The sequence below is a fragment of the Meinhardsimonia xiamenensis genome, assembly GCF_900102905.1.
In the GTDB taxonomy this organism is placed as follows: Bacteria; Pseudomonadota; Alphaproteobacteria; order Rhodobacterales; family Rhodobacteraceae; genus Meinhardsimonia; species Meinhardsimonia xiamenensis.
The window spans coordinates 180,495-205,240 of record NZ_FNFV01000003.1; the positions used below are offsets into that span (position 1 = coordinate 180,495).

At 68.0% G+C, this 24,746-nt stretch carries 26 protein-coding genes and 1 tRNA gene; 11 read left to right on the forward strand and 16 right to left on the reverse strand.

Features of this window, described 5'->3' with window-relative positions:
• Nucleotides 1-28: 28 nt before the first annotated feature.
• A complete protein-coding gene (locus BLQ14_RS07685) occupies nucleotides 29-850 on the forward strand; it encodes an MBL fold metallo-hydrolase (protein ID WP_092499835.1) in 822 nt (273 codons plus the stop codon).
• Between the two features lie 26 nt (nucleotides 851-876).
• Nucleotides 877-2,295 (forward strand): FAD-binding oxidoreductase, encoded by a 1,419-nt coding sequence (locus BLQ14_RS07690; protein ID WP_092499837.1) that lies wholly within the window; start codon nucleotides 877-879, stop codon nucleotides 2,293-2,295.
• A gap of 5 nt (nucleotides 2,296-2,300) precedes the next feature.
• Here the strand turns inward: BLQ14_RS07690 and BLQ14_RS07695 are convergent, their stop codons facing one another.
• The 4 genes from BLQ14_RS07695 to BLQ14_RS07710 form a co-directional block, all read right to left on the reverse strand.
• A complete protein-coding gene (locus BLQ14_RS07695; RefSeq protein WP_092499839.1) occupies nucleotides 2,301-2,903 on the reverse strand; it encodes a hypothetical protein in 603 nt (200 codons plus the stop codon).
• A gap of 246 nt (nucleotides 2,904-3,149) precedes the next feature.
• Nucleotides 3,150-3,692, reverse strand: a complete 543-nt coding sequence (locus BLQ14_RS07700; RefSeq protein ID WP_092500218.1) for an adenine phosphoribosyltransferase — start codon at nucleotides 3,690-3,692, stop codon at nucleotides 3,150-3,152.
• 40 nt (nucleotides 3,693-3,732) lie between these two features.
• On the reverse strand, nucleotides 3,733-4,605 hold the full coding sequence (locus BLQ14_RS07705; RefSeq protein WP_092499841.1) for an S-methyl-5'-thioadenosine phosphorylase: 873 nt from the start codon (nucleotides 4,603-4,605) through the stop codon (nucleotides 3,733-3,735).
• A 172-nt stretch (nucleotides 4,606-4,777) separates the two neighbouring features.
• Nucleotides 4,778-5,371 carry a VOC family protein gene (locus tag BLQ14_RS07710; RefSeq protein ID WP_092499843.1) on the reverse strand — a complete coding sequence of 198 codons (594 nt, stop codon included), beginning with the start codon at nucleotides 5,369-5,371 and terminating at the stop codon, nucleotides 4,778-4,780.
• 201 nt (nucleotides 5,372-5,572) lie between these two features.
• Here BLQ14_RS07710 and BLQ14_RS15265 point away from each other — a divergent pair, with 201 nt between their 5' ends.
• The gene (locus BLQ14_RS15265; protein WP_143004470.1) at nucleotides 5,573-5,737 is read left to right on the forward strand and encodes a YjiS-like domain-containing protein; all 165 of its coding nucleotides are present in this window, start codon (nucleotides 5,573-5,575) and stop codon (nucleotides 5,735-5,737) included.
• 60 nt (nucleotides 5,738-5,797) lie between these two features.
• On the opposite strand, the gene coaD is transcribed toward BLQ14_RS15265, so the two are convergent.
• The 3 genes from coaD to BLQ14_RS07725 all read right to left on the reverse strand — a co-directional run bounded on the left by coaD (nucleotide 5,798) and on the right by BLQ14_RS07725 (nucleotide 7,772).
• Nucleotides 5,798-6,298, reverse strand: coding sequence for a pantetheine-phosphate adenylyltransferase (gene coaD / locus BLQ14_RS07715; RefSeq protein WP_092499845.1), 501 nt, complete (start codon nucleotides 6,296-6,298; stop codon nucleotides 5,798-5,800).
• A gap of 87 nt (nucleotides 6,299-6,385) precedes the next feature.
• On the reverse strand, nucleotides 6,386-6,820 hold the full coding sequence (locus tag BLQ14_RS07720) for a CBS domain-containing protein (protein WP_092499847.1): 435 nt from the start codon (nucleotides 6,818-6,820) through the stop codon (nucleotides 6,386-6,388).
• 55 nt (nucleotides 6,821-6,875) lie between these two features.
• Nucleotides 6,876-7,772 carry a LysR family transcriptional regulator gene (locus BLQ14_RS07725; RefSeq protein WP_092499849.1) on the reverse strand — a complete coding sequence of 299 codons (897 nt, stop codon included), beginning with the start codon at nucleotides 7,770-7,772 and terminating at the stop codon, nucleotides 6,876-6,878.
• A 150-nt stretch (nucleotides 7,773-7,922) separates the two neighbouring features.
• Between BLQ14_RS07725 and BLQ14_RS07730 the strand changes: the two genes are divergently transcribed.
• Together BLQ14_RS07730 and BLQ14_RS07735 are read left to right on the forward strand one after the other, a co-directional pair.
• Complete coding sequence (locus BLQ14_RS07730) at nucleotides 7,923-9,422, forward strand: CoA-acylating methylmalonate-semialdehyde dehydrogenase (RefSeq protein ID WP_092499851.1); 1,500 nt, start codon at nucleotides 7,923-7,925, stop codon at nucleotides 9,420-9,422.
• Between the two features lie 177 nt (nucleotides 9,423-9,599).
• A complete protein-coding gene (locus BLQ14_RS07735) occupies nucleotides 9,600-10,088 on the forward strand; it encodes a hypothetical protein (protein ID WP_092499853.1) in 489 nt (162 codons plus the stop codon).
• Here BLQ14_RS07735 and truA read toward each other — a convergent pair.
• The 5 genes from truA to BLQ14_RS07760 all read right to left on the reverse strand — a co-directional run bounded on the left by truA (nucleotide 10,046) and on the right by BLQ14_RS07760 (nucleotide 15,017).
• The gene (gene truA, locus BLQ14_RS07740; RefSeq protein ID WP_092499855.1) at nucleotides 10,046-10,834 is read right to left on the reverse strand and encodes a tRNA pseudouridine(38-40) synthase TruA; all 789 of its coding nucleotides are present in this window, start codon (nucleotides 10,832-10,834) and stop codon (nucleotides 10,046-10,048) included. The genes BLQ14_RS07735 and truA overlap by 43 nt on opposite strands.
• Before the next feature lie 46 nt (nucleotides 10,835-10,880).
• The gene (locus BLQ14_RS07745; RefSeq protein WP_092499857.1) at nucleotides 10,881-12,374 is read right to left on the reverse strand and encodes a carnitine 3-dehydrogenase; all 1,494 of its coding nucleotides are present in this window, start codon (nucleotides 12,372-12,374) and stop codon (nucleotides 10,881-10,883) included.
• Nucleotides 12,371-13,285 carry a 3-dehydrocarnitine:acetyl-CoA trimethylamine transferase BcoG gene (bcoG, locus tag BLQ14_RS07750; RefSeq protein WP_092499859.1) on the reverse strand — a complete coding sequence of 305 codons (915 nt, stop codon included), beginning with the start codon at nucleotides 13,283-13,285 and terminating at the stop codon, nucleotides 12,371-12,373. Before bcoG ends, BLQ14_RS07745 begins: the two co-directional genes overlap by 4 nt.
• Nucleotides 13,286-13,389: 104 nt before the next feature.
• Nucleotides 13,390-14,433 (reverse strand): aldo/keto reductase, encoded by a 1,044-nt coding sequence (locus tag BLQ14_RS07755; protein ID WP_092499861.1) that lies wholly within the window; start codon nucleotides 14,431-14,433, stop codon nucleotides 13,390-13,392.
• A 140-nt stretch (nucleotides 14,434-14,573) separates the two neighbouring features.
• On the reverse strand, nucleotides 14,574-15,017 hold the full coding sequence (locus tag BLQ14_RS07760) for a DsrE family protein (protein ID WP_092499863.1): 444 nt from the start codon (nucleotides 15,015-15,017) through the stop codon (nucleotides 14,574-14,576).
• Between the two features lie 173 nt (nucleotides 15,018-15,190).
• Here BLQ14_RS07760 and BLQ14_RS07765 point away from each other — a divergent pair, with 173 nt between their 5' ends.
• The 3 genes from BLQ14_RS07765 to metG all read left to right on the forward strand — a co-directional run bounded on the left by BLQ14_RS07765 (nucleotide 15,191) and on the right by metG (nucleotide 19,011).
• Complete coding sequence (locus tag BLQ14_RS07765; RefSeq protein ID WP_092499865.1) at nucleotides 15,191-15,847, forward strand: ImuA family protein; 657 nt, start codon at nucleotides 15,191-15,193, stop codon at nucleotides 15,845-15,847.
• 156 nt (nucleotides 15,848-16,003) lie between these two features.
• A complete protein-coding gene (locus BLQ14_RS07770; protein WP_092499867.1) occupies nucleotides 16,004-17,224 on the forward strand; it encodes an MFS transporter in 1,221 nt (406 codons plus the stop codon).
• 74 nt (nucleotides 17,225-17,298) lie between these two features.
• A complete protein-coding gene (gene metG, locus BLQ14_RS07775; protein WP_092499869.1) occupies nucleotides 17,299-19,011 on the forward strand; it encodes a methionine--tRNA ligase in 1,713 nt (570 codons plus the stop codon).
• Nucleotides 19,012-19,018: 7 nt separating this feature from the next.
• Here the strand turns inward: metG and BLQ14_RS07780 are convergent, their stop codons facing one another.
• Nucleotides 19,019-20,134 carry a S1C family serine protease gene (locus BLQ14_RS07780; RefSeq protein ID WP_092499871.1) on the reverse strand — a complete coding sequence of 372 codons (1,116 nt, stop codon included), beginning with the start codon at nucleotides 20,132-20,134 and terminating at the stop codon, nucleotides 19,019-19,021.
• Between the two features lie 62 nt (nucleotides 20,135-20,196).
• A tRNA-Leu gene (locus BLQ14_RS07785) sits at nucleotides 20,197-20,280 on the reverse strand.
• A 278-nt stretch (nucleotides 20,281-20,558) separates the two neighbouring features.
• Between BLQ14_RS07785 and BLQ14_RS07790 the strand changes: the two genes are divergently transcribed.
• Nucleotides 20,559-21,314 carry a rhomboid family intramembrane serine protease gene (locus BLQ14_RS07790; protein WP_092499873.1) on the forward strand — a complete coding sequence of 252 codons (756 nt, stop codon included), beginning with the start codon at nucleotides 20,559-20,561 and terminating at the stop codon, nucleotides 21,312-21,314.
• A gap of 48 nt (nucleotides 21,315-21,362) precedes the next feature.
• On the opposite strand, the gene BLQ14_RS07795 is transcribed toward BLQ14_RS07790, so the two are convergent.
• On the reverse strand, nucleotides 21,363-22,151 hold the full coding sequence (locus tag BLQ14_RS07795; protein WP_092499875.1) for an inositol monophosphatase family protein: 789 nt from the start codon (nucleotides 22,149-22,151) through the stop codon (nucleotides 21,363-21,365).
• A 217-nt stretch (nucleotides 22,152-22,368) separates the two neighbouring features.
• Between BLQ14_RS07795 and BLQ14_RS07800 the strand changes: the two genes are divergently transcribed.
• Nucleotides 22,369-23,487 carry a PQQ-dependent sugar dehydrogenase gene (locus tag BLQ14_RS07800; protein ID WP_170068363.1) on the forward strand — a complete coding sequence of 373 codons (1,119 nt, stop codon included), beginning with the start codon at nucleotides 22,369-22,371 and terminating at the stop codon, nucleotides 23,485-23,487.
• Entirely contained in the window at nucleotides 23,477-23,812 is a 336-nt protein-coding gene (locus BLQ14_RS07805) for a c-type cytochrome (protein WP_092499879.1), read from the forward strand. Before BLQ14_RS07800 ends, BLQ14_RS07805 begins: the two co-directional genes overlap by 11 nt.
• Here BLQ14_RS07805 and BLQ14_RS07810 read toward each other — a convergent pair.
• The gene (locus tag BLQ14_RS07810; RefSeq protein WP_092499881.1) at nucleotides 23,784-24,728 is read right to left on the reverse strand and encodes a LysR family transcriptional regulator; all 945 of its coding nucleotides are present in this window, start codon (nucleotides 24,726-24,728) and stop codon (nucleotides 23,784-23,786) included. The genes BLQ14_RS07805 and BLQ14_RS07810 overlap by 29 nt on opposite strands.
• Nucleotides 24,729-24,746: the final 18 nt, after the last annotated feature.

Genomic DNA, 24,746 nt, shown 5'->3' on the forward strand with positions numbered 1-24,746 from the left:
CGCGCCGGTGCCAGCAAGGGAGGCACCCATGAGGCGCGTCACGCTTTCCCTGAGCGTTGTTCTGAGCCTTCTGTGGCACGGCGCGGCTCCGGCCCAGACGCGCAAGCCCAGTCACTGCATCGCCCTTGCCGAGGCCGCGCCGGGCATAGAATACGTTCACCTCGCCGGCTGGCACGCGCCCGTGCCGCAGGACAGCGTGCGCATCCGGTACATTGCCCATGCGATGTTTCTCATCTCCACCGCCGGCGGGCGTCACATGGTCACGGACTACACCGGCTTCATCGGCAATACGGCGCTGATCCCCGACGTCGTGACGATGAACCACGCCCATGACAGCCACTGGACGCCCTATCCCGACCCCGCCATTCCCCATGTGCTCGAGGGCTGGCAGCGTCAGCACCATCTCGATCTCGGCGAGGTGCTGGTGCGCAACGTCACCACCGACATCCGCTCCCCATTCGGCGATGGAGTGGAGCGCGACGGCAATTCGATCTTCATCTTCGAGGTTGCCGGTCTCTGCATCGGCCATCTGGGCCATCTGCACCATGAGCCGACACCCGCGCAGTACGCCGCCATCGGAAGGCTTGACGTGGTGATGGCCGCCGTCGACGGCGGTCTCACCGTAGATCTGCCGACCATGATCCGCATCCTCAAGCGGCTCAGGAGCTCGATCGTCATCCCGATGCACTGGTTCAGCGAGGCGACCCTCAACGCCTTCCTCGCCGGGATGGCCGACGGGTTCGAGATCGTTCGGCCCGGCCGCTCCGCGCTCGAGGTGTCGCTGCGCGAGCTGCCCGCAAGACCTGTCGTTTTCGTGCTGGAACCGGCATATCTGCGGGACGACTCGTAGAGCGTTCACCAGACCCCGAGGCCGACATGACCCTCAATCCCTGCGATGCCGGATTCGTCGCCCGGCTTTCCGCCGCCCTGCCCGAGGGGCGCATCCGCCCGCCCGAGCCGCGCTATCTCGAGGAGCCGCGCGGCCAGTGGCAGGGTCGCGCCGGCGCCGTCGCCACCCCGGCAAGCGTCGAGGAGGTGGCCACCATCATCCGTCTGGCGGGGCAGGCGCGCGTGCCCGTGGTGCCCTTTGGCGGCGGGACCGGACTTGTGGGCGGGCAGGTGATGGCCGACGGGCCGCTGCCGCTTGTGCTGAGCCTCGAGCGCATGGCGGCGGTGCGCGCGGTGTATCCTTCCGAGAATGTGCTGGTCGCCGAAGCGGGCACGGTGCTTGCCCGCGTGCAGGAGGCAGCGGAGGAGGCGGGGCGGCTCTTTCCGCTTTCGCTGGCCTCGGAAGGCACGGCGCAGATCGGCGGGCTTCTCTCAACCAATGCCGGCGGGGTCAACGTGCTGCGCTATGGAAATGCCCGTGAGCTCTGCCTGGGGCTCGAGGCCGTGCTGCCCGACGGCTCCATCTGGCACGGGCTCAAGCGGCTCAGAAAGGACAACACCGGCTACGACCTGCGCGATCTCCTGATCGGGGCGGAGGGCACGCTTGGCGTCATCACCGCCGCGAGCCTGCGGCTCTTTCCCCGCCCGGCCGCGGTCGGCACCGCGCTTCTTGTCGTCGATGGCCCCGCCGCGGCACTCGCGCTTCTCGCGCTTGCACAGGAGTGTGCAGGCCCCGCGCTGACAGCCTTCGAGCTCATCTCGGGTCAGGGGCTGCGCTTCGAGATCGAAACCGGCTTCGACTTGCGCCAGCCCTTCGATCCGGTGCCCGACTGGCTTGCGCTGATCGATCTGGGCTGCATGCGCGAACAGGATCCCCAGGAGCTGCTCGAGACGATCTTCACCGAAGGCCACGCCGCGGGCCTTGTCAGCGACGGGGTGATCGCGGCCTCTGAAGGACAGCGAGCGGCTCTCTGGGCGCTGCGCGAGAACATCCCGCTGGCCAATCGCCGCGTGGGCGCCATCGCCTCGCATGACATCTCGCTGCCGCTCTCGGCCATCCCTGCGTTCATCGAGGATGCCGGCCGGCGGCTCGCCCGCCTGGGCGCGTGGCGCATCAACGCCTTTGGCCACATGGGCGACGGCAACCTGCACTACAACGTCTTTCCTCCGGCGGGCCGCAGCCGCGCCGAATTCGCCGATCGCAAGGCAGAGGTGACGCGCACGGTGCACGACCTCGTGGTCGAGATGGAGGGCTCGATCAGCGCCGAGCACGGTATAGGCCGGCTGAAGCGCGACGACCTTGTCCGCTATGGCGACCCCGCGCGCCTCAAGGCCATGCGCGCGATCAAGTCCGCGCTCGACCCTGCCGGCATCATGAACCCCGGCGCCGTGATCGTGCCCGGCTGAGGCGCTCAGCGCTGCTCCCGGGCCGCCGTGATCTGTTGCTGGCGCAGCAGCCGGCGCTTGTAGGCGAAGACCTCTTCGCGCGGCACCCATTCGTATTCGGGGTCTTCCCGCGTCTTGCCCCACCAGAGAATGCCGCCAAGCCGCCATGGGTCGAGGACGATGCCATCGAACATGTCTGCCCCGCGCGCGCTGACGATCACCGTCGAGTGTTCGATTCGGAAGGGCTTGTCGTGGTTGGCGATGGCCCGGTGCAGCGTGAAGCTCTGGAAACCCTCCTGCCGCAGCCGCGCCTCCATGTCATCGGCCCAGTCCTTGCAGAGCCCCCGCGGCTTGATCCCCATGTTCACCTTCATGTTGTGAATGAGCGGCGGGTCCTCGATCTCGTAGGCGATGGCGAGCTCGCGGGTGTGGGAATAGGCGATCTCGGCGAGCCGCTCCGCCTCGGCGGGGTCGACGGCAGGGCCGAGACCCTTGAGAGCCGCTGCAAGCGCGGCGATGTCATCGCGGCTTGCCTCGGGCGGCGGGCCAGCCGGGCGGGTCGCACAACCCCCCAAGACCAGAACGAGCAGGAGCACGGAAACGAGACGAAACCCCCTCACGATGACCATGCACTCTCCCCGCTTCTCGCGTTGCCCGGCGCCCCTCTTCGTAGAGAGAGGGCGCCGCCCTGTCGAGAGTGGCCGGTGCTCACTTCCGCGTCAGCGGGTAACGGCCAGGGGAAGATGCCCCGCCGAGGGAAGAGCGGGGCATCGAAGTGCAAGTGTCACTGGTTGGTTTCAATCAAGGCGCCCGTTTTTCGCCGGGCACGTCATCGATAGCGCGCCGAGCTTAACAATGCCTTGCTGGCGGTCGCCTCAATGACCGGAAAACGCGCAAAGGGCGTGCACGTCCATCCCCATTGCCTCAAGCCGGCGCCGGCCGCCGAGATCGGGAAGATCGACAATGAAGGCGCAGCCGACGATCTCGCCGCCGAGGCGCTCCACGAGCTTGATCCCCGCCTCCGCCGTGCCGCCCGTGGCCAGAAGGTCATCCACCAGCAACACCTTTTCGCCCGGCGCGATGGCGTCGTCATGGATCTCCATGACCGCTTCGCCGTATTCAAGCTGGTATTCCTCGCTGATCGTCGGCCCCGGCAGCTTGCCCTTCTTGCGGATCGGCACGAAACCGGTGGAAAGCTGGTGCGCGATGGCCCCGCCGATGATGAAACCGCGCGCCTCGAGCCCCACCACCTTGTCGATGCGGCTGCCCGCGTAGGGGTGCAGCATCTGGTCGACCGCCATCCGGAACCCGCGCGGATCGGCGAAAAGCGTGGTGACATCGCGAAACATGATCCCCTCATGGGGAAAGTCCACGATGGTGCGAATGTAGTCCTTCACCGTCTTGCTGCCTGCCCCCATCGTCATCCTCGTCCCTTCCCGGTCATGTCCGGCGTTTCCCTCACAGGATCCGTCCAGCCACGGCGTCGAGCTTCGCCACAAGTGCTGGATCGCGCTTGTCGGGGGCCGTCAGAACGGCGTGCTCAAGCGCCCGGTCGCAGCCGTGCGCGCAGGCTTCCCGCGCGCCGCCCAGGAGGCCCGGAAGCCGGCGCACCAGCCGTCGCGCCTTGTCGGCGTTGCCGGTGAGGGTCGCGATGATTTCGGTGATGTCCACCGTGCCGTGGTCTTCGTGCCAGCTGTCGTAGTCCGTGACCATGGCCACGGTCACGTAGCAGATCTCCGCCTCGCGGGCGAGCTTGGCCTCGGGCATGTTGGTCATCCCGATCACATCGGCCCCCCACACGTCGCGATACATCCGCGACTCGGCGATGGTGGAGAACTGCGGCCCTTCCATCGCCAGATAGGTGCCGCCATCGTGCACGCGGATCCCTTCCGCTTCGGCCGCGGCCTTCACCGCGGCGCCCAGCCGCGCGCAGGTGGGGTGCGCCACCGAGACATGGGCCACGAAGCCCTCGCCGAAAAAGCTCTTCTCGCGCGCAAAGGTGCGGTCGATGAACTGGTCGACCACCACGAAATCCCCCGGCGCCATCTCTTCCCGGAACGACCCGCAGGCCGAGACCGAGACGATGTCGGTCACGCCGAGCCGCTTCATGGCATCAATGTTGGCGCGGTAGGGCACCGAGGTCGGCGAATGCACATGCCCCCGTCCGTGCCGGGGCAGAAATGCCATCGTCACCCCCTCGAGCCGGCCAACGAGAATCTCGTCCGAGGGAGCCCCCCAGGGTGTGTCGACGCGTCGCCACTCGGCCTCCTCGAGGCCTGCGATCTCATATACTCCCGAGCCCCCGATGACCCCGATCACCGTTTCCGCCATGGCTGTCTCCCCGCTGCCCGAACGGCGCGCATCATGCCGCGCTGCGCGGCGAATGCAACGATCATCGCCGGGGAGCAAGCGTGCGGCGGGGCGAAACGGCCGGTTTCATCACCCTGGACCAAATACCCTTGCCGAAGGCACGCCGCGTCAGCGGCGTTCCGCCCCGTGCGGCTCAGCGGGCGTGGTGCCAGGGGTTCTTCGGCTCCCGCTCCTCCGACAGCGACGGGCTGCGGCGCCTGGACAGCGCCTCGATGGCATCGGCCAGATGCACTTCGCCGATATGGTCGTCGTCGGCGGCGAGCCGCAGTCGGTGAGCCTCCATCAGCACCTCGGCGTGCGTCGCGCCCGCGGGCGGCTCGAACTTGTAGCAGGCGAGCTCGATCAGCAGGCCCAGAGGATCCTTGAAGTAGATCGAGTCCATGAAGCCGCGATCCCGCGGGCCGGAATGCCCGACGCCCCGCTCCTCGAGCCGTTCGGCGACCTGATTGAAGGTGGCGCGGCTGACCGCGAAGGCGAGGTGATGAACGCAGCCGGGGTCGGTCGGCGTGCGCCTGTGCACGGGCCGGCGCTGCTCATGCGTGAACACCGTGATCAGCCGCCCGTCGCCGGGATCGAAATAGAGATGCCCCTCTTCCGGGTCGTCGAGATTGGGCTGCTCGAACACGAAGGGCATGCCGAGCACCCCTTCCCAGAAATCTATGGTGCTCTGCCGGTCGGCACCGGTGAGCGTGATGTGGTGCACGCCCTGCACCTGCAGCTTGCGCATGTCTGATCCTCCTCGCCACCGAGCCTAGCGCATCGCTTCGGCGGGGGCACCTTCATTTGCCCCGCCATTTGCTCCGTTAGCGATCACGCTGCATTGCAGAAACGGCAATCCGGCCCTGCCGAGCCGGCATTTGTCCATGGCGCGGACGAGCGCCAGATTGAAGCCGTGAGGAGCCCATGTACCAAGGAAAGGGACAAGACGATGAACGGCTTTTTCGACCAGCTCCGCGAGCGTGCCCGCAAGCGCGCCCTCTACCGCCGCACCGTGCGCGAGATCCGCTCGATGCCCGACAGCGTTGCCCGCGATCTCGGCATCTACCGCGGCGAGGCCGAGCGCATCGCGCGCGAGGCGGTTTACGGTCAATGACACCGAACCGACCGGGGCCGCAGCGGTTGCAGCGCGGCCCCCGGTCCATTCGCTTCCGCGCTATTCCGCGCGTCCGAGTTTCTCGTAGAGCGCCTTGCGCACACCGGGTGTGACGAACTTCGACACGTCACCGCCCAGCCGCGCGATCTCCTTGACCAGACGCGAGGCGATCGCCTGATGCCGGGCCTCGGCCATCAGGAAGACCGTCTCGATGGAGCTGTCGAGCGCGCGGTTCATCCCCACCATCTGATATTCGTACTCGAAGTCGGCCACGGCGCGCAGCCCGCGCACGATCACCTTCGCCCCCACGTCATGGGCGCAGTCGATCAGCAGGTTCTCGAAGGGATGGGCAATGATTTCGGCGCCCGTGGCCCGCGCGAGCGTGCCGCATTCCTCCTCGATCATCGCCACCCGCTCCTCGAGGCTGAACATCGGCCCCTTGTCGCGGTTGACGGCGACGCCGATCACCAGCCGGTCGAAAAGCCGCGCCGCGCGTTCGATGATGTCGAGATGGCCCAGCGTCACCGGATCGAAGGTGCCGGGATAGAGAGCGATGCGCATGTGCCTCCCCTGCGCCATTGGCGGTCCGCCGGCAACAGACGCCATCGCGCGCCCGGATGCAAGGCCCCGCCCGCGAACCGGGCCGGCTCAGTGGCCCATGATCATGCCGGTGAGCGCTTCCTTCTCCATCGAAAGCTCGTCGAGGCGCGCCTTGACCACATCTCCGATGGAGATCAGCCCGATCATGCGGTCTCCCTCGACAACCGGCATGTGCCGGAAGCGCCCCTCGGTCATGCGCGACAGGATCTCGTCCGCCTTCTGGTCTGCGGTGCAGGTGACAGGCTCGCGGGTCATGATTGTGTCGACGGTGGTGCGCAGGCAGGCGTCGCCCGACCTGCCCAGCTCGCGCACGATGTCGCGTTCGGAGATGATCCCCTCCGGCCGCTCGCCGTCGGAGGAGACGACCAGCGCCCCGATGCGCTTCTCGGAGAGGATCCGCGCCGCCTCCGACACCGGCGCGTCCGGCCGAATGGTGGCCACGCTCTGGTCGCCCTTGGCTTTCAGGATCTGCTTGACGAGCATGTCGTTTTCCTCCTCCGTCAGTTGCCGACAGCGTCGCGTCGGCCGCAGCGGTCTGTCAAGCCTTTGTCATGTCCTGCAGCCGCGCCACTTCGGCCGGAAGCGCCTCGAGCAATGCGGCGGCAAAACGGTTGAGCCGTTCCACGCGCCGGTCGTCGGCATGGCGGACGAGATAGAAGCTGCGGGTGAGGGCGATTTCCTCGGGCAATACCCTTACCACCCGCGGGGCGAAGGGCAGGGCGAAGTCATGCACGATGCCGAGCCCGGCCCCCTCGCGGATCGCGGCCAGCTGCACCGGCACCGAATTGGAGGCCAGATGCACCCGCTCGGCGCCGATCTCGTCAAGATAGTCAAGCTCGCGGTCGAAGATCATGTCCGGGATGTAGCCGACGATGCGGTGACCCTTCAGATCGGCCCGCGAGCGGATTGGCGGGTTGCGGCGCAGATAGGCACGGTGGGCGGCCAGATGCAGCTGATAGTCGGTGATCTTCTGCACGGTCAGCCGGCCCGACGACGGTGGGCTCACCGCAATGGCCATGTCCGCCTCGCGCTTGGAGAGGTTGAAAACGCGCGGCAGTGCCACGATCTGGATGTCGAGATCGGGGTTTTCGGCGCCGATGCGGGCGCAGATCTGCGGCAGGAGATAGTTGGCGCAGCCGTCCGGCGCGCCGATGCGCACCTGCCCGCCGAGCCGCCCGGCCTTGTCGGCAAGCTCGTCGGCGGCGCCGATCACCGCCTGTTCGGCCTCCTCGGCGCGGGCAAGCAGCCGCTGGCCGTCCACCGTCAGCGCGTAGCCCTGCGGCGACTTGACGAAAAGCGTCGTGCCCAGCGCCTCCTCCAGCCGCTGCATGCGCCGGCCGACGGTTGCCGGGTCGAGCTTCAGCACCCGCCCCGCGCCGGACAGCGACTCGTGCCTGGCAACTGCCAGAAACACCCTAAGGTCGTCCCAATGCATGGCTGACGCACCCTCATTCGTGCAAAATGCCTTTGAAAGACTGCTTCTTTTCCCCACAATCATGCAAGGGTAATCTCGGCCATGTCAGGAAACGGAGCGCCGGCGCATGATGGCGCATGATCGTGGCGCTCGAGGTCGGGAGGATTTCCCATGCAGGAACTTGGTCACTACATCAACGGCACGCGCGTGAAGGGTCAGTCGGGGCGCTTTGCCGATGTCTACAACCCCGCGACCGGGGAGGTGCAGGCGCGCGTCGCCCTCGCCAATGCCGAGGAAGTCGCCTATGCGGTGGACATCGCCCGCGATGCCCAGCCCGGCTGGGCCGAGGTCAACCCCCAGCGCCGTGCGCGGGTGATGATGGAGTTCGTCCGGCTTCTTAACCGCGACATGGACAAGCTTGCCGAGGCGCTTTCGCGCGAGCACGGCAAGACGCTGCCCGACGCCAGGGGCGACATCCAGCGCGGGCTCGAGGTGGTGGAGTTCTGCATCGGCGCGCCGCATCTTCTGAAGGGCGAGTTCACCGATGGCGCCGGCCCCGGCATCGACATGTATTCGATGCGCCAACCTCTGGGCGTGGTGGCGGGCATCACGCCCTTCAACTTCCCCGCCATGATCCCGATGTGGCAGTTTGCGCCCGCCATTGCCGCGGGCAACGCCTTCATCCTGAAGCCCTCCGAGCGCGACCCCTCCGTGCCGCTGATGCTCGCGGAGCTGATGGAGGAGGCCGGCCTGCCCAAGGGCATCCTGCAGGTGGTCAACGGCGACAAGGAGGCGGTCGATGCCATCCTTGATGATCCGATCATCCAGGCGGTTTCTTTCGTCGGCTCCACGCCCGTCGCGCAATACATCTACGCCCGCGCCTGTGCGACCGGCAAGCGCGCCCAGTGCTTCGGCGGGGCGAAGAACCACATGATCGTCATGCCCGATGCCGACATGGATCAGGCCGCCGATGCGCTGGTGGGCGCGGGCTATGGTGCCGCCGGCGAGCGCTGCATGGCGATCTCGGTGGCGGTCCCGGTAGGCGAGAAGACCGCCGATGCGCTGATCGAGAAGCTCATCCCGCGCATCGAGAAGCTCCGGGTCGGCCCCTACACTGCTGGCGACGATGTGGATTTCGGCCCGCTGGTGACCGAAGCGGCCAAGAACCGCGTGCTGGGGCTGATCGAGAAGGGCATCGAGGAGGGCGCCAAGCTCGTCGTCGACAACCGCGACTTCACGCTGCAGGGTTACGAGAAAGGCTTCTTTGTCGGCCCGCACCTCTTCGACCACGTCACGCCGGAGATGGAGATCTACAAGACCGAGATCTTCGGCCCCGTGCTCTCCACCGTGCGCGCCGGTTCCTACGAGGAGGCGCTGCATCTGGCGATGGATCACGAATACGGCAACGGCGTGGCCATCTTCACCCGCGACGGCGACACGGCGCGCGACTTCGCGCATCGGGTCAACGTCGGGATGGTGGGCATCAACGTGCCGATCCCGGTGCCGCTCGCCTATCACACCTTCGGCGGCTGGAAGAAGTCGATGTTCGGCGATCTCAACCAGCACGGGCCCGATTCCTTCCGTTTCTTCACCCGCACCAAGACGGTCACCTCGCGCTGGCCGTCGGGGCTGAAGGAAGGCGGCGAATTCCACTTCAAGGCGATGGACTGAGCCTCGCCACAGCCGTTCGAGCCAGACACCGGCCCGCATGGATGCCCGGCTGCCACAGGTGGCCGGGCATTCCTGCTCGGAGCCGTTCGGTCCTCCTTTTCCCACCGCGCGCATTCGGCCTTTCTGAGAACACGCAGTGCCTGTACCTTGTGAGAAGGAGGCGAGGGCGGACGGCAGATGGCGTGGGACATCCGCATATATCCCGAGCTCGATCTGGCCTGGGTCCGTTACCACGGCGATGTGACCGACGCCGACTACCGCGCCGTCGTCGCCGCCTATCCCGAGCATCCCGATTTCCGGCTTGGCCAGCGGATGCTGGTGGACCTGCGCGACATGCGCTCGCTGAAGTTCCGCCACCTGCTGGTCATCGCCTTGCAAGCGCGGATTGCCGACTACGCCATGAGATCACCCAACGAGATCCTTCAGGTGATCGTCGCGCCGAGTTCTCTGGCGATGAAGGCGACCTCCACCGTGCTGCGCTCCTGGCGCGGGCTTGCGACCCCCGTCGTGCGCCGCGTGGTCGGCGAGCTTGACGAGGCCGCCACCATTCTCGGCATCGACGAGGCGAAGCTGCACCGCATTGGTCGGGAAGTTCGCCTGCCCGCGCCTGGCGCGCGCGGCCCTCAACCCGGCCCTTCGGGCGGCGCGAAGGGGTCCGAGGGGTAGCCCACGCCGGTGAGATAGAGCCCCTGCGGCGGCGCGACCGGCCCGCAGGCAGCGCGGTCGCGGGCGGCGAGCGCTTCGGCCACGCGCGAGGGCGCCCATGCGCCGGCGCCGACACGCTCGAGCGTGCCGACGATGGAGCGCACCTGATTGTGCAGAAAGCTGCGCGCGCGCAGATGAAAGCGGTATTCCGCCCCGCCGTCATCGCGCGGGATCTTCTCGATCTCGATCGCATCGAGGGTCTTGACAGGGCTTTTCGCCTGGCAGAGCGCGGCGCGGAAGGTGGTGAAGTCGTGTCGGCCGATCAGATGCGCCGCGCCGGCGCGCATCGCCTCCACATCGAGGCGGTGGTTGATCCGCCATGCAAGCCCCGCCTCGAGCGTGAGCGGCGCGCGGCGCGAGATCAGCCGGTAGGTATAGCGCCGCTCGATGGCGGAGAAGCGGGCGTGCCAGTCGTCCGGCACGCGCGCGGCGGCAAGAATGGCCACCGGATGCGGCTTCAGATGCCAGTTGAGCGCCTCCGAAAGGCGGAAGGGCTCCCAGTTCCGCCCGAGGTCGCAGTGGGCCACCTGACCGGTGGCGTGAACGCCTGCATCCGTGCGCCCGGCCGCAGCGACGGACGGCACCTTGGGCTCGAGCCGGCGCAGTGCCTCCTCCAGCGCCTGTTGCACGGAAGGCTGGCCGGCCTGGCGTTGCCAGCCCGAAAAGGGGCCGCCGTGGTATTCGATCTTCAGCGCATAGCGGGGCATGGCGCGTCTCTAGCGGCGCGGCAGAGCGATGGCAAACAGACGATCTTCAGCCTTCGCCTGTCGTCTCCGCCGGCAGAGAGGCCGCGCCCCCGCGCAACAGCGAGGCATGGGCGGCGACAAGCGCGGCAATCCTGGCGGCAAGCGTTTCGGGGGGCGGGGTCGGCGCGGGGGTCTCTCCTCCAAGGTGGCTCAGCGCGTGTTCGGCCGTGGCAATCAGCCGTTCACCGGCGAAGAGGGCATGAAACAGCCGCAGCTGCGCCCCCTCACCACTGTTGACTAGCGTTTCGACATGCAGCCTGTCGCCTGCCTGCGCCTGCCCAAGATGGCGGATGCGGATCTCTGCGGTGACGAAGCTGCCACCCGGCGTGTGCTCGCAGTCGGAAGCGATGATCTGCAGCACCCGCCGGGTGGCATCGCCGAGGACGTGCGAGTAGCGTTCCTCGCTCATGCGGCCGTCTGCTTCAGCCCAGTCGGCGGGCACGACCCGCTCGAGGCTGCGGATGGGGCGGGCAAGATCGACCAGATCATCAAAGCGGCGGGGCAGGGAGGATGCCTCCGACAGCGCGGCGTCGTGGCGGGCGAGCACCTCTCCCGCACCCCAGCCCCGCGCCTTGAGCCCGCGCAGGATGGTGACGAGGTTGGTATCGCGGATGCGCTCAAGCTCGCGGATCGAGTGCGCGCCCGACTGGGCGTCGGACTGGGAAGCGATTGCCTCCACAAGCGCCTCGTCAAGCTCGGGTACGTCCATCAGTTTCGTCCAGGGCCACTCCAGCGCCGGGCCGAACTGGGCGAGGAAATGCCGCATCCCCGCCTCGCCGCCGGCGATGCGGTAGGTCTCGAAAAGCCCCATCTGTGCCCATCTCAGCCCGAAGCCCATGCGGATGGCGTCGTCGATCTCCGCGGTCGTGGCGATCCCGTCCTTGATGAGCCACAGCGCCTCGCGCCAGACCGCCTCGAGCAGCCGGTCGGCGATATGGGCGTCGATCTCGCGGCGCAGGTGCAGGGGGTGCATGCCGATCGAGGCGAGAACCGCCTTGGCCTTCTCGACGAGCGCGGGGTCGTTCGCGTCGGTGGTGACAAGCTCGACAAGCGGCAGGAGATAGACCGGGTTGAAAGGGTGGGCGACGATGATCTGCCCGGGCCATGTCGCGCAGCCCTGAAGCTCGGATGGCTTGAAGCCAGAGGTCGAGGAGGCGAGCACGGCTGCCTCCGGCGCATGGGCCTGGATCTGCTGGTAGACCTTGCGCTTGAGCTCGAGCCGCTCGGGCACGCTTTCCTGAATCCAGTCGGCCCCGTGCACCGCCTCCGAGATGGTGGGCACGATCTCGACCCGCCCCTCGGGCGGCAGCGGCGCGTCGGCGAGGCCCGGCAGGGCAAGGCGGGCGTTGGCGAACACCTCCGCGAGCTTGCGCGGCGCTTCGGGGTCGGGGTCGAAAAGCGCCACCTCCCAGCCCATCAGCGCAAAGCGCGCCGCCCAGCCACCCCCGATCACTCCGCCGCCGATGATGGCGGCCCGCCCGCGCTCCACCGCCGCGCTCATGCCGGCAGGGGCGCGCGCTTGACGAGACCGAGGCGCGCGCGCACCTCCTCGGGGCCGATGACCCGTGCGCCCATGTTCTCGATGATCGTCACCGCGCGCTCCACGAGCTGGGCGTTGGTGGCGAGAACGCCCTTCTCGAGATAGAGATTGTCCTCAAGCCCCACCCGCACATTGCCGCCTGCGAGCACCGCGGCGGCGACATATGGCATCTGATTGCGCCCCAGCGAAAAGGCCGAGAAGGTCCAGCCCTCGGGGACGTTGTTGACCATCGCCATGAAGGTGTTGAGGTCATCGGGCGCGCCCCAGGGGATACCCATGCACAGCTGCACCAGCGCCGGCGCCTCGAGGATGCCCTCGCGCACGAGTTCCTTGGCATACCAGAGATGGCCGGTGTCGAAGGCCTCGATCTCGGGCTTCACGCCAAGCTCGGTCATCATCCGGCCCATCGCCCGCAGCATGCCGGGCGTGTTGACCATCACATAGTCGGCCTCGGCGAAGTTCATGGTGCCGCAGTCGAGGGTGCAGATCTCGGGCAGGCACTGGCGGATGTGCTCGACCCGCTCGGCGGCCGAGACCATGTCGGTGCCCGCCCCGAGCGGCAGCGGTGCCTCGGGCGGGCCGGTGACGAGATCGCCGCCCATGCCGGCGGTGAGGTTCAGCACCACGTCAACCTCGGCCTCGCGGATGCGCTCGGTCACCTCGCGGTAGAGCGCCACATCGCGCGCCGGCGCGCCCGTCTGAGGGTCACGCACATGGCAGTGGACGATCGCCGCGCCCGCCTTTGCCGCCTCGATGGCGCTCTCCGCGATCTGCCGGGGCGAGCGCGGCACATGCGGGCTGCGCTCCTGTGTCGAGCCCGATCCGGTAACGGCGCAGGTGATGAAAACCTCGCGGTTCATGGCAAGCGGCATGGGCGGACCTCCCTGATTCCCCGCGCCCATGATGGAGCGGGAGCACAGGCCTCGAACAGCCGTTTGCGACGGCCCGCGCCGCGAATGCGCATCCCGGCGCGGCCTCAGAACGGCATCGGATGCGCCTTGTGCGCCTCGGCGATCGCCGCGAGCACCTCGTCCGAAAGCTCAAGCTCGGCCGCCGACAGCGCGGTTTCCAGCTGCTCGTCGGTGCTGGCGCCGAAGATGGAGGCCCCGACGAAGGGGCGCGTGAGCGTCCAGGCCAGCGCCATGGCGTTGACATCGAGGCCATGGGCCTCGGCGATGGCGCGGTAGGCATCGACGGCGGGCCAGACGCGGGGCGAGACGCGGCCGTTCAGCGTGGGCTCAACGGCGCGGCGCGTGTTGGGCGGGGTCCGGTCGGGGCCGTACTTGCCCGAGATGAGCCCCATGGCAAGCGGCGAGTAGGGCAGAAGATGCACGTTCTCGTTGACGCAGAGCTCGGCGAGGTCGAGATCGGCAAAGCGGCACAGGAGCGAATACTCGTTCTGCACCGTGATGGGGCGCGGCAGGCCGTTCTCTTCCGCCAGCCGCAGCCACAGCGCGGTGCCCCATGTGGTTTCGTTCGACAGGCCGAACCAGCGCACCTTGCCGGCCGTGATCGCCCGGTCCATCGCCTCGAGCACCTCGACCATGTGCGCCACGGTTTCTGCCCGGTCCTGCCCGGAGGGGTCGTAGCTCCAGTTGCGGCGCATGTGATAGCCGCCGCGCGCCGGCCAGTGCAGCTGGTAGAGGTCGATGAAATCCGTCTTCAGCCGCCGCAGTGAGCCGTCGATCGCTTCGGGCAGGATCTTCCCGTCGAAGCCCGCGCCGTCGCGCACCGCCTGCGCGCCCTTCCCGGCGGCCTTGGTGGCGAGAATGACCTCGCCCCGCCGGCCGGTGCGCGCGAACCAGTCGCCGATGATCTCCTCGGTCAGGCCGGCAGTCTCCTTGCGGATCGGATAGGTCGGGTAGATTTCGGCGGTGTCGATGAAGTTGATTCCGGCCGCAAGCGCGCGGTCGATCTGCCGGTGCGCCTCTTCGGCGGTGTTGCGGCTGCCCCAGTTCATCGAGCCGAGGCAGAGCCGCGAAACCTTCAGGTCGCTGGTGCCGAGCGTGATGTAGTCCATGCCTGTCCCTTCCGTTGGTCAGGGAAGGGATAGCGCTGCGCTGGGCCTGGTCCAACCCGGCTGGGCAGGAAACCGGCCGCGCGGAGCGCGGCCAGTCTCGGTTCGCAGGTATCCGGTTCGCGAAAGCCGGATGCGCCCGCTCAGGGGCGCACGTAGGCGTAGCCCTGTTCCTGCAGCTCGATCAGCCGCACCACGCCCGAGGGCACCACGGCGGCCTCGTCCATCAGTTCGATCTCATGGCCTGCCTTGGCACTCATCGCGCGCTTGGTGTTTTCGCAGGCGGCGAAGGAGATGTTGTCCATTTCCAATGCCATTGCCGAGATGCGATCCTCCACCGGGCTCTTGCCGGGGATGAACATGTTGAGGCCCGGCCCGTAGGCGACAAGTTCGATGACCACTTCGTCGCCGATCGACTTGTAATAGCTGTCGACGTTGCGGGCGTTGTTGAGCGCCATGTTCATCACCTGAGGATCGTTCTGATCCACATGGATGGCCACGTAATGCGTCTTGCCCTCCGCGAGCACGCCGGCCGCAGGCGCCGTGGCAAGCATGACCGCCAGTGTGAGTGTCCTGACCGTCTTCATGGGTCTCCTCCCCTTGGTTGCGGCGGCGGTGCCAGTCCCTTGGTTCATCCCGCCACCTTGGAATTCTTGAATATGTTAGCCGCCCCGCGCCGGGGCCGCCAAGAACAATCGCGTTGCGGGGAGCAGATGGCGGGATGCTTGAGAACAATCAGAGAACATTGTAGTCGGGAAACATGACCGTGCCGACTCTCTCCCATGGCCTTTCGCGTTCGCGCCCCCTGCTGGAGGTGACGGGGGAGCTTGCGCTTGCGAAAGGCAGGGTGCACGAGTTCTGCGGCCCGGCGCGGCGGACGCTGGCGGCGGTGGTGGCCGGACGCACGGCCGGCCCGGTGCTCTGGATCGTGCCGGCTTGGGCGCCGGAGCGGCTGAACCCCGAAGCGTTGCTGCGCTTCTTCGACCCCGGCCGGCTCATGCTGGTGGAGCCCGCGCGGGGGGAGGATCTGCTGTGGTGCATGGAGGAGGCCCTGCGCGCGGGCGCGGTGGCGCTCGCGGTGGCCGAGCTGCCCGCCCCGCCCGGCCTGACCCCGGTCAGGCGGCTGCATCTGGCCGCCGAGACCGGGGCGGGCGAGGGGCAGGCGGCGCCTGTGGGGCTGATCCTCACGCCCGGCGCAGGCGGGGCGCGCGGGGTGGAGAGCCGCTGGCACGCCGCGCCTGCCCATGGTCCGGGCGACGGGGATGAGGGCTGGACGATCGAGCGCCGCCTTGCCCGGGCCGCGCCGCCTGCACGCTGGCGCATGGTGGGGCGGGGCGGGGGCTTCGCCCTGACACGGATGGCGCGGGGAGCGGCCGCGCCTGACATTCGCAGAAGCGAAGCGGCCGGGCACTGCTGAAGGGCCACACACCCCTCGCGCCCCCGCCGCAGGCATTGAGGGGACATCGCGCCCGGCACGAATGCGCCATGGGCACGTCGCAAAGGGACAAGCCTGGCTCTTCGGGCCGTGACAGGCCGGGCGGCGAGCCATGCAAGCGCCGCAACGGAGGGTGGATTGCGCCTCATTATCTCGCTCGCCGCACTCCTTCTCTCGGTTCTGCTGCTGCAACTCTCCTCCGGCGGGGTGGCCCCGCTCGACGCCCTGTCAGGCATCGCGCTGGGCTTTTCGCCGGCCGAGCTGGGGCTGCTCGGATCGGCCCATTTCGCCGGCTTTCTGGCCGGTTGCTGGTGGGCGCCGCGGGTGATGGGAGCGGTGGGGCACTCGCGCGCCTTCTCGGCCTTCACCGCAACCGGCGCAATCGGGCTTCTGGCCCACATGATCGTTGTCGATCCCATCGCTTGGGCCGTGATGCGCGTGGCCACGGGGCTTGCCATCGCCGGATGCTACACGGTCATCGAAAGCTGGCTCCAGGCGCGGGTGACAAATGCGGTTCGCGGCCGGGCCATGGGCGCCTACCGGCTGGTGGACATGGGCGGCTCCCTCGGCGCCCAGCTGCTCATCGCCGTCCTCGAGCCGGCGAGCTACGTGTCGTACAACATCCTTGCGATCCTGTGCGCGGCCTCGCTGCTGCCGCTGGCGCTGTCCACCGCGGTGCAGCCCGCCACCACCGAGGCTCCCCGGCTTCGACCGGGGCTGGCCTTCATCCGCTCGCCGCTTGCCGGTGTCGGGGTGATCGTGGCCGGACTCACCGGAGCGGCCTTCCGCATGGTCGGCCCGATCTACGCGCAAGGCGTCGGCCTCAAGCCCGGCGAGATCGCCTGGTTCCTCGCCGCCTATGTGCTTGGCGGGGCGCTCGCCCAGTTGCCCACCGGCTGGCTGGCGGACAAGATCGACCGCCGCTGGGTGCTGATCTGGCTCTCCGTCGTCGCCGTGGCGGCCTGCCTGCTCACCGTCGCCACGAGCGGGAACGGCACACTGACGGTGATGCTGGCGGCAGGGTTCTTCGGCCTCGCCACCTTCCCGATCTATTCGGTTGCCGCCGCCCACGCCCATGACTTTGCCGACGACGAGGAACGGGTCGAGCTTTCGGCCTCGCTCCTCTTCGCCTATGCGCTGGGTGCGATTGCCTCGCCGGTGATCACCGCAAGCCTTGTCGGCAGCTTCGGCCCGCCGGCGCTGTTCGTCTTCATCGCGCTGGCGCATCTGGCGCTGGCGGTCTTCGGCGCGATCCGCATGACCGCCCGCCCGGCGCGGCCGAAAACGCGCTATGTCTGGGCGCCGCGCACCTCCTTCAACATCGGCCGGCTCCTGAAGGCGGCCCGTCGCCGCGACTGAGCGCCGCCGCTCTGGCGCAGCGGTGCGCCATGCGCTATGGGGCCTGCGTTCGGCCAAGCGGGACGGAAAACCAGATGGCACGCATTCTCATCACCTCGGCGCTTCCCTACATCAACGGGATCAAGCACCTCGGCAATCTCGTCGGCAGCCAGCTGCCCGCAGACCTCTATGCGCGCTACATGCGCGCCCGCGGCCATGAAGTGATGTTCATCTGCGCCACCGACGAGCATGGCACGCCCGCCGAGCTCGCCGCCGCCAAGGCCGGCAAGCCGGTGGCCGAGTATTGCGCCGAGATGCATGAGGTTCAGGCGCGGCTCGCCGAGGGTTTTCGCCTCTCCTTCACCCATTTCGGCCGCTCGTCGAGCCCCCAGAACCACGCGCTGACCCAGCATCTGGCAAAGCGGCTGGGCGAGAACGGCTATATCGAGACCCGCACCGAGCGGCAGTTCTTCTCCATCGCCGACAACCGCTTCCTGCCCGACCGTTATGTCGAGGGCATCTGTCCCAACTGCGGCTATGACAAGGCGCGCGGCGACCAGTGCGAGAACTGCACCAAGCAGCTTGACCCCACCGAGCTCATCGAGCCGCGCTCGGCCATCTCGGGCTCGACCGAGCTCGAGCTGCGCGAGACCAAGCATCTCTACCTTCTGCAGTCGAAACTGGCTGGCGAGATCGAGGCCTGGATCGACTCGCGCACCGACTGGCCTCAGCTCACCGTTTCCATCGCCAAGAAGTGGCTGAAGGAGGGGCTGAAGGACCGCGCCATCACCCGCGACCTCAGCTGGGGCGTGCCCGCCCAGTTCCCCGGCGCGCCGTGGGAGGGGATGGAGGGCAAGGTCTTCTACGTCTGGTTCGACGCTCCCATCGAATACATCGCCGCCACCCATGAATGGGCCGATGCCCAAGGGCTCGACGATACGGCCTGGCGAAGCTGGTGGCGCAATGACGAGGGGGCAGAGGATGTGCGCTACATCCAGTTCATGGGCAAGGACAACGTGCCTTTCCACACGCTGAGCTTTCCGGCCACGCTCATCGGCTCGCGCGAGCCGTGGCATCTGGTCGACTACATCAAGTCCTTCAACTACCTCAACTACGAGGGCGGACAGTTCTCCACCTCGCAGGGGCGGGGGGTGTTCCAGGATCAGGCGCTCGAGATCCTGCCCGCGGACTACTGGCGCTGGTGGCTTCTCAGCCACGCGCCCGAGACCTCCGACAGTGAGTTCACCTGGGAGAACTTCCAGCTTTCGGTGAACAAGGATCTCGCCGACGTGCTCGGCAACTTCGTCTCCCGCGTGACCAAGTTCTGCCGCTCGCGCTTTGGCGAGGCGGTGCCCGAGGGTGGCGACTGGGGCGAGCGGGAGACCGCGCTGATCGCCGAGCTCGAGACGCGGCTTGCCGCCTACGAGCGCCACATGGAGGCGATGGAGGTGCGCAAGGCGGCAACCGAGCTCAGGGCGATTTGGGCTGCGGGCAACGAATACCTGCAGGAGGCCGCGCCCTGGGCCGCCTACAAGGAAGACCCCGCGCGCGCGGCGGCGATCATCCGGCTGGCGCTAAACCTTGCCCGGCTCTACGCGGTGATCTCTGCGCCCTTCATCCCCGACGCGTCTCAGACGCTCCTGCGCGCGCTGCGCGACGAGGAGGCCGGCTGGCCGGAAGCGGTGGGAACGGCCCTGGGCGCGCTGCCGCCAGGCCACGCCTTTGCCGTGCCCGACAACCTCTTCCGCAAGATTGCCGACGAGGAGCGCGAGGAGTGGCAGGCGCGCTTCTCGGGCAGGCGCAGTTGAGCGCAGTCTAGACGCCGTCGGCGAGTGTCACCTCCACCTCCCGCCTCTCGCCGGCGCGCTCGAGAGTCACGCGCACGCGCTCGCCGGGGCGGTGGCGGTCAAGGGCGGCGATCAGGTCATCGACTTCGTCCACGGGCATGCCGCCGAGCCCCACGATCACGTCACCGGGCACGAGTCGGCCGTCACGCGTGAGGCGGGCGGGCACCATGCCCGCCGCGTCCGCGGGCGAGCCGGGGATGACGTCGAGAACCAGCACGCCTCTGACACCTTGCCGTGCGGCCAGCGCGTTGACTTCCGGGTCATAGCGAATGCCCAGCGTGGGAGGCGTGTACCGGCCGGTATTTATGAGTTCGGGGACCACCCGGTTCACGGTGTCGACCGGCACTGCGAAACCGATGCCGGCGGAGGCGCCGGAGGGGCTGTAGATGGCCGTGTTAACGCCGATCAATCGGCCGGCGCTGTCCAGAAGCGGGCCGCCCGAGTTGCCCGGATTGATCGCCGCATCGGTCTGGACAAGCCCGGTGATGGGCCGGCCATTCGAGGCGGGCAGCTCGCGCCCGAGCGCCGAGACGATACCCTTGGTCAGCGTCCAGTCGAGCCCGAAGGGGTTGCCGATCGCAAGCACGGTCTGCCCCACCTCGAGCGTGGCGCTTTCGCCCACCGGCAGGGGCGGGGGCAGGGCCTCGGCGTCGATGCGCAGAACTGCGAGGTCATGCGAGGGATCGCGCCCGACAAGACGCGCCGAATAGCTGCGCCCGTCGGCAAGCTGCACCACCGCCGCGGAGGCGCCCTCGATCACATGGTCATTGGTGACGATGTGGCCGCGCCGGTCCCAGACGAAGCCCGACCCGGAGCCGCGCGGGATCTCGAAGACATTGCGCGTCCAGAAGTCGCGGACGCGCTCGGATGTCGTGATGAAAACCACGCTGTCGCGCGCTGCGCGAAAGACGGCGATGGTCGCCTTCTCGTCCTCGGCGAGGTCGCCCCGCGGCGTGACGAGGCGCGGCTCGGCAGGCGGCGCGAAATGGTCGCGGTAGATGTCGGGCCCGATGCGCCAGGCGAGGATGAGCACCAGCGCGGCGAGGGTGACAACGGCAAGACGGCGGGAAAATCGATCGTCCATGGACCCTTCCTGGCAAGCGTGCCCGAAAGAGGTGGCGCGCGGGCGCCGCGGGGTCAAGGCGATGGTGCCCGCGGCCGGACTCGAACCGGCATGGCCGAAGCCCGGGGATTTTAAGTCCCCTGTGTCTACCATTCCACCACGCGGGCGCGCTGATTCCGGGCCTGTTCTGGCAGGAAATCCCCGCAGGTGCCAGAGCCGGTCACCGATCGGGGACGCCTCGCGAAGGGCAGGGGGAGGGACGCCCCGGCGCCGGTGTCGGGGCGGTCTGTGCCCCGCGCGTCAGGCCTCGCGCACGCCGCGCGATGCAACGTGAGTCTCGGGCGCATGTGTGCGAGGCGCCATGTCTTCGCCGGAGACTGCGCGTTCCCCGGCCTTGCCGAGGGTTCGGGCTTGACGGCGGGAGGAAGCTGGGCGACGAGAAGGCATGTTCCCGATCCGCGATCACAATCCCTCGCGGCGCACGCCCTATGTGACGCTTGTGCTCATCGCCATCAATGTGGGGGTGTTCATCGCCACCGTGCCGGTGCTTTACGGCCCGCCCGCGGTGCAGCAGCGCTTCTTCCTCGACTGGGCGCTGATACCGGCCCGGATCGAGATGGGCGACGGGGGCTACACGCTCCTGACCTCGATGTTCCTCCACGGCGGCCTTCTGCACATTGCCGGCAACATGCTCTTCCTGTGGATCTTCGGCGACAACCTCGAGGATCAGATGGGGCATCTGGGCTTTCTGCTCTTCTATCTCGCCTGCGGGGTCGGGGCGGGGCTCACGCATGTCATGTTTGCCCAGGGCTCGACCATTCCCACCGTCGGTGCGTCGGGCGCGATCGCCGGCGTCATGGGGGGGTATCTGCTGTTCTTCCCGCGTGCGCGGGTGGATGTGCTGCTGATCTTCTTCATCTTCATCCAGATCGTCGCCGTGCCGGCGTGGTTCATGCTCGGCATCTGGTTCCTCCTGCAGCTCCTCAATGGCGCGGTTGCCGACCCGAACATGGGCGGCGTCGCTTACTGGGCGCATGCGGGGGGCTTCGTCTTCGGTGTCCTGTTCGCACTGCCGGCATGGCTCGCGCGTGGCGGGCCCCGCTTCTGGCGCATCAGCCATGGTCACCCGATGCATGCCGAAACGGTGCTGGGCCGTTACCGGTATTCTGACGTTCCCATCGTGCGGCGGCGCCGGCGCTGACGAGCGCATCCGCATCGCGCGGCCGGGCGCGGCGGCGGGTCAGTCGGTTCACTGGTTGCGGATGATCCGCGCGAACTGGTCGAAGATCTGCGGGTTGGCGCAGATCACCTCGCCATCCTCGAGGATGTTCCCGCCGGGGTCGATCGGCTCGACGAGCCCGCCGGCCTCGCGCACGATCAGGATGCCCGCGGCCAGGTCCCAGGCGTTGAGGCGACGCTCCCAGAAGCCGTCGTAGCGGCCGGCGGCCACCCATGCGAGATCAAGCGCCGCCGCCCCCCAGCGCCGCACGCCGGAGCAGGCGGGCAGGAGGCGGGCGAGATCCTGCAGCGTCTCGGGCAGGTCCGAGCGCCCCCCGAAGGGCAGGCCGGTGGCAAAAAGCGCCTCGATCATGCGCCGCCGTCCCGACACGCGCAGGCGGCGTTCGTTCATCCACGCGCCTGCGCCCTTCTCGGCCCAGAAAAGCTCGTCCTTGGCCGGGTCGAAGATGACCGCCGAGACGATCTCGCCCTTGTGTTCGAGCGCGATCGACACCGCCCAGTGCGGCAGGCCATGAAGAAAGTTCGTGGTGCCGTCCAGCGGGTCGACGATCCAGCGGCGGGTGGGGTCCTTGCCATCTTCGCCGCCGCCTTCCTCGCCGAGCCACCCGTAGTTGGGGCGGGCGGAGGTCAGCTCCTCCTTGATGATGCGCTCGGCGGCAATGTCGGCGCGGGAGACAAAGTCGCCCGCCCCCTTCATCGAGACCTGAAGGTTTTCCACCTCGCGGAAGTCCTTCACCAGACTGCGCCCCGCCTTGCGCGCGGCCTTGATCATCACGTTGAGGTTGGCGCTGCCGTGCATCGGTGTTCTCCGGGAAGGGTCCGGCCGGCCTCATAGGCCAGGCGGGCGCGATTGCCAAGGGCAGCCGCACGGCCAGCCGGGAGAGCCAGCCAGCAGAGGCAGCACCTGGCCCGGCACCCGTGGTCCGCAATCTGGTTGGCGGCGCCCATCACTTGCGCTAGCATCGCGACGCGGTTGCAAGCCGGATGTGCCGCAACCGGGGGAGGAGATGCGACCAATGAACAGGCTTTCAGCCACGGTTTCGGCGGTGATGCTGGGCGCGCTGGCGCTGCCCGCCGCTGCCGCGGATTATTCCAAGATCCTCGAGCGGATCCGCCTGCCCGAGGGCTTCAAGATCTCGATCTTCGCGGAGATGCCCAAGGCGCGCTCCATCGAGGTGGGCAAGCCCCTGGGCGTGGTCTATGTCGGCTCGCGTCACGGCTACATCTATTCGATGGTGGATTATGACCGCGATGGCGTCGCCGACGAGGTGAAGAAACGCGTGGATGGGCTCAACGTGCCCAATGGCGTGGCGATGCAGGATGCGATCCTCTACGTTGGCATGCAGGACCGCATCGCCTATTGGCCGGTGCCGGCGGAATTCGACACCGCCCTGCCGATCGAGCCGCTGGTGACCATCCTTGACGGCATCGACGAGGGCTTCCTGCACGGCTGGCGCTACATCGACTTCGGGCCGGACCGGAAGCTTTACGTCTCGCTCGGTGCGCCCTGCAACATCTGTGAGCTGAAGGAGAACACCGGCAAGATCATCCGCATGGACCCGGACGGCTCCAACGTCGAGGTGGTGGCCGATGGCGTGCGCAACTCGGTGGGCTTCGACTGGCATCCGGTGACGGGCGAGCTGTGGTTCACCGACAACGGCGCCGATGGCATGGGTGACGACATCCCGCCCGACGAGCTCAACCGCGTGACGAAGATCGGCCAGCACTTCGGATTTCCGTATTACGGCGGCAAGTCGGTGAAGCTCACCGGCTACGAGGACAAGGAACCACCCTTCGAGGTCACCCCGCCCGAGATCGAGTTCCAGGCGCATTCGGCCAATCTCGGCATCGACTTCTACACGGGCGACATGTTCCCCGCCGAATACAGGAACGATGCCTTCGTCGCCCAGCACGGCTCGTGGAACCGGACCGAGCCGGTGGGTTACCGCATCATGCGCATCCGCTTTGACGAGAACGGCAACGCGGTGGGCAAGGAGGTCTTCGCCGACGGCTGGCTTGGCGAGGATGGCGCCGCGGTGGGTCGGCCGGTGGACATCGAGGAGCTGCCCGACGGCTCGCTTCTCGTCTCCGACGACTTCGCCGGCGTGATCTACCGGATCAGCTATGGCGAGTGAGACCTTGCGGCTGGGGGCGGGCGCGCTTGCGCTCGCCCTTGCTTTGCCCGCCGCGGCGCAGGACATCCGCGCCGGGCGCGACAAGGCGCGCATGTGCACGCCCTGCCACGGGCCGCTCGGCATCGCCGTGGCCCCGGACGCGCCCAATCTCGCAGGCGAGAACGCCGCCTACATAGCCGAGCAGCTGCGCGCCTTCCGCGATGGCAGGCGGGCGCATCACCAGATGTCGATCATCGCTTCGGGGCTGAGCGATCAGGACATCGCCGATCTCGCCGCCTGGTTCGAGGCCATCGAAGTTACGGCGAAGGCGCCGGTTCTCGACTGACCGGCTTGTGCCCCTCGCGCTGGAGGCGCACCGGAATTGTGCGCCCCAGCCGCAGGAGATGCGCCATGAAGGGCTTGGTGGTGTCCTCGCTGCGGGTCGCGGCATAGAGCCGGCGCGTGAGCCCCTTCTCGGTGATCGGCCGCGTGACATAGTCGGAGTGATAGCGCACCTCGCGCACCACCCAGTCGGGCAGCACCGCCACGCCGCGGTTCGAGGCCACCAGGAGCAGGATCACCGCCGTCAGCTCCACCTGCCGCACCGCGCGCGGCTCCACCTTGGCCGGGGTCAGAAGCTGGCTGAACACGTCAAGCCGGGAGCGCTCCACCGGATAGGTGATGAGCACCTCGTCGCGGAAATCCTCCGCCTCCACGAAGGGCTTTTTCGCCAGCGGGTGCTGGGAGGAGGCGACGAAGACCGGCTCGTAGTCGAAGAGCGGATTGAAATCGACGCCGGGCAGATCCTCGGGGTCGGAGGAGACGACGAGATCGACCTCCTCGCGCAGGAGCGCGGGCAGGGCGTCGAAGGCCAGCCCGGGGCGGATGTCCACATCCACCTCGGGCCAGGCCTTGCGGAACTCCTCGAGCACCGGGAACAGCCATTCGAAACAGGCGTGGCACTCGATGGCGATGTGGAGCCGCCCCGACCGCCCCGATTTCAGTGCACGAAAATCCGCCTCGAGCTGCTCGATCTCGGGCAGGATCTTGTCAGCGAGCTTCAACAGCCGCTGGCCCGCCGCCGAAAGCCGCAAGGGCTTGGAGCGCCGCACGAACAGCTCCACCCCCACCTGATCCTCCAGCCCCTTCACCTGATGCGAGAGTGCTGACTGGGTGATGTTCAGCTGCTCGGCCGCGCGCGCAAGCCCCCCGGCCTCGTGGATCGCCTTGATCGTGCGCAGATGGCGAAGCTCGATGTGCATGTTCGATTCTGCTCATGA

Bases quoted from the DNA above. Each gene is read 5' to 3' on its own strand.
- BLQ14_RS07710 (WP_092499843.1), bottom strand. From the start codon at position 5,371: ATGCGCAAGCTGCAGGTGCAGGGCGTGCACCACATCACGCTCACCGGT.
- BLQ14_RS07805 (WP_092499879.1), top strand. From the start codon at position 23,477: ATGGCGAGTGAGACCTTGCGGCTGGGGGCGGGCGCGCTTGCGCTCGCC.
- BLQ14_RS07690 (WP_092499837.1), top strand. From the start codon at position 877: ATGACCCTCAATCCCTGCGATGCCGGATTCGTCGCCCGGCTTTCCGCC.
- BLQ14_RS07790 (WP_092499873.1), top strand. From the start codon at position 20,559: ATGTTCCCGATCCGCGATCACAATCCCTCGCGGCGCACGCCCTATGTG.
- metG (WP_092499869.1), top strand. From the start codon at position 17,299: ATGGCACGCATTCTCATCACCTCGGCGCTTCCCTACATCAACGGGATC.
- BLQ14_RS07685 (WP_092499835.1), top strand. From the start codon at position 29: ATGAGGCGCGTCACGCTTTCCCTGAGCGTTGTTCTGAGCCTTCTGTGG.
- truA (WP_092499855.1), bottom strand. From the start codon at position 10,834: ATGCCCCGCTATGCGCTGAAGATCGAATACCACGGCGGCCCCTTTTCG.
- BLQ14_RS07720 (WP_092499847.1), bottom strand. From the start codon at position 6,820: ATGCTCGTCAAGCAGATCCTGAAAGCCAAGGGCGACCAGAGCGTGGCC.
- BLQ14_RS07705 (WP_092499841.1), bottom strand. From the start codon at position 4,605: ATGGCGGAAACGGTGATCGGGGTCATCGGGGGCTCGGGAGTATATGAG.
- BLQ14_RS07780 (WP_092499871.1), bottom strand. From the start codon at position 20,134: ATGGACGATCGATTTTCCCGCCGTCTTGCCGTTGTCACCCTCGCCGCG.
- BLQ14_RS07755 (WP_092499861.1), bottom strand. From the start codon at position 14,433: ATGGACTACATCACGCTCGGCACCAGCGACCTGAAGGTTTCGCGGCTC.
- bcoG (WP_092499859.1), bottom strand. From the start codon at position 13,285: ATGCCGCTTGCCATGAACCGCGAGGTTTTCATCACCTGCGCCGTTACC.
- BLQ14_RS07695 (WP_092499839.1), bottom strand. From the start codon at position 2,903: ATGGTCATCGTGAGGGGGTTTCGTCTCGTTTCCGTGCTCCTGCTCGTT.
- BLQ14_RS15265 (WP_143004470.1), top strand. From the start codon at position 5,573: ATGAACGGCTTTTTCGACCAGCTCCGCGAGCGTGCCCGCAAGCGCGCC.
- BLQ14_RS07765 (WP_092499865.1), top strand. From the start codon at position 15,191: ATGACCGTGCCGACTCTCTCCCATGGCCTTTCGCGTTCGCGCCCCCTG.
- BLQ14_RS07735 (WP_092499853.1), top strand. From the start codon at position 9,600: ATGGCGTGGGACATCCGCATATATCCCGAGCTCGATCTGGCCTGGGTC.
- BLQ14_RS07745 (WP_092499857.1), bottom strand. From the start codon at position 12,374: ATGAGCGCGGCGGTGGAGCGCGGGCGGGCCGCCATCATCGGCGGCGGA.
- BLQ14_RS07725 (WP_092499849.1), bottom strand. From the start codon at position 7,772: ATGCATTGGGACGACCTTAGGGTGTTTCTGGCAGTTGCCAGGCACGAG.
- BLQ14_RS07700 (WP_092500218.1), bottom strand. From the start codon at position 3,692: ATGGGGGCAGGCAGCAAGACGGTGAAGGACTACATTCGCACCATCGTG.
- BLQ14_RS07810 (WP_092499881.1), bottom strand. From the start codon at position 24,728: ATGCACATCGAGCTTCGCCATCTGCGCACGATCAAGGCGATCCACGAG.
- BLQ14_RS07730 (WP_092499851.1), top strand. From the start codon at position 7,923: ATGCAGGAACTTGGTCACTACATCAACGGCACGCGCGTGAAGGGTCAG.
- BLQ14_RS07795 (WP_092499875.1), bottom strand. From the start codon at position 22,151: ATGCACGGCAGCGCCAACCTCAACGTGATGATCAAGGCCGCGCGCAAG.
- BLQ14_RS07760 (WP_092499863.1), bottom strand. From the start codon at position 15,017: ATGAAGACGGTCAGGACACTCACACTGGCGGTCATGCTTGCCACGGCG.
- coaD (WP_092499845.1), bottom strand. From the start codon at position 6,298: ATGCGCATCGCTCTCTATCCCGGCACCTTCGATCCGGTGACGCTGGGC.
- BLQ14_RS07800 (WP_170068363.1), top strand. From the start codon at position 22,369: ATGAACAGGCTTTCAGCCACGGTTTCGGCGGTGATGCTGGGCGCGCTG.